The sequence below is a fragment of the uncultured Phenylobacterium sp. genome (assembly GCF_902826855.1).
Lineage (GTDB): Bacteria > Pseudomonadota > Alphaproteobacteria > Caulobacterales > Caulobacteraceae > Phenylobacterium.
This window is the reverse complement of sequence record NZ_CADEGK010000381.1, coordinates 1-1,651: the sequence shown is the minus strand read 5'-3', so window position 1 is coordinate 1,651 and position 1,651 is coordinate 1. Positions and strand designations below refer to the sequence as shown.

Here is a 1,651-nt window from a genome sequence, read left to right as displayed (position 1 = left end):
CGAGGAGGAAGACGCCGAGCCCGTGTCCCCCGGTCGGGTAGAACAAGGTCTCGACCGTGATGATCAGGGCCAGGAAGAGGAGGAGGGACCTGGCCGGCCGCGCTGCGCGGTAGGCGAAATTCAGCCGAGCGAGCTCCTCGAACACCACCCACCCAAGGGTGACGCACAGGCGGGGGAGGCCGCCGATCGCACTTTCGGGTCCCCAATAGAGCGCAGCGGGGATGGCGATGATGAGCCCGCCGACGGTGGCCCTGGCGATGACAACGCAGAAGGCCAGGATGCCCGGGTTTGTTGGATCGGGCAGGCCCAGGAAGAGGCCGTGACTGAAGCGCTTCAACCAGGCCGACGTCGGCGGTTGGACTGCCACAGTCGACATGATGCGCCTCCCTGAAAGCCGGAAGCCAGTCTAGGCCAAGGTTCCAGTCCGGCCAAGTGGCACTTGTCCACACTCTCTAAGCGGGTGGCGCAACTAGAACTCGAATGATGAATCACTGGAGTTGGGCGCGGCCGCCCTCGGCGTGAGGCGATCGGAGTTGGGACCGAAAACACACTCGCCGGCGTCGTGGGCCTGACTGCCGCGGGCACGGGCTACCGCATCCGCGCGCTCACGCCGTGGCGCGGTCAGAGGTCAGTGGCCGGTTGACGTGTTTTCAATTTCAATTGGACGGCGCGTAAATTTCAGATAGTCGGTCTATGGTTTTCAATTAGACGGAACCCGGCTTTCAATCGGTCATGTATAGTCGCCACGCTACCGACCGGATTCGCGACGCGCTGAGCGACACCAGAGTCGTCCTCCTGGCGGGACCTCGCCAGGCGGGGAAGACGACGCTGGCCCGATCGCTCGCTGAAGACACGCGAACCTACCTGACTCTCGACGACGCCACCACATTGGCCGCCGCCAAGGCGGATCCCACGGGCCTGGTGCGCGGACTGGATCAGGCGATCATCGATGAGGTTCAGCGCGCGCCCGATCTTCTCCTAGCGATCAAGGAGAGCGTCGATCGCGACCCCCGGCCCGGCCGCTTCCTCCTCACGGGATCGGCCAACCTGATGACCCTGCCACGGGTCGCGGATTCCCTGGCCGGTCGGATGGAGACCATCCGCCTGATGCCCTTGGCCCAGTCAGAAATCCGGGGCCAGCCGCCGCCGCGCTTTCTCACCACCCTGTTCGAGGGCAAGGCGCCGACACCGGGCCCGCTTCGGCTGGGCGCCGACCTGATCGAGCTGGTCTTGGCGGGCGGCTATCCCGAGGCCCTCGGGCGCAAGTCCTGGGCGCGCCGGCAGGACTGGTACGCCAACTATGTCGAGGCGGTTGTGGGTCGCGACGTGCGCGACATCGCCAACGTTGACCAGCTGGACCGCATGCCGCGCCTGCTGCGAGCTCTCGCCGAGCATTCAGGCCAACTGATCAACTACACGCGGGTCGGCGCCAGTCTCGACCTCAACCATGTGACCACGCAAAAATACACGGGCGTCTTCGAGCAGCTGTTCCTCGTCCGCACCTTGCCCTCCTGGCACAACAACGCGCTGAAGCGGCTGACCAAGACGCCAAAGCTCCATTTCCTCGACTCAGGCCTTCTCGCCGCGATGCGTGGATTGACGCCGGAACGCGTCGCCGCCGGCCGCGCCAATTTCGGCGCGGTGCTGGAGA

The 1,651-nt window shown here is 65.4% G+C and carries 2 protein-coding genes; one reads left to right on the top strand and one right to left on the bottom strand.

Going from position 1 to position 1,651, the window contains the following annotated elements:
• On the bottom strand, positions 1 to 376 hold a 376-nt coding region (locus tag QZV94_RS24990), incomplete at its 3' end, for a hypothetical protein (protein ID WP_293683198.1).
• A 356-nt stretch (positions 377 to 732) separates the two neighbouring features.
• Between QZV94_RS24990 and QZV94_RS24985 the strand changes: the two genes are divergently transcribed.
• A partial coding sequence (locus QZV94_RS24985; protein WP_293683196.1) for an ATP-binding protein occupies positions 733 to 1,651 on the top strand: 919 nt, incomplete at its 3' end.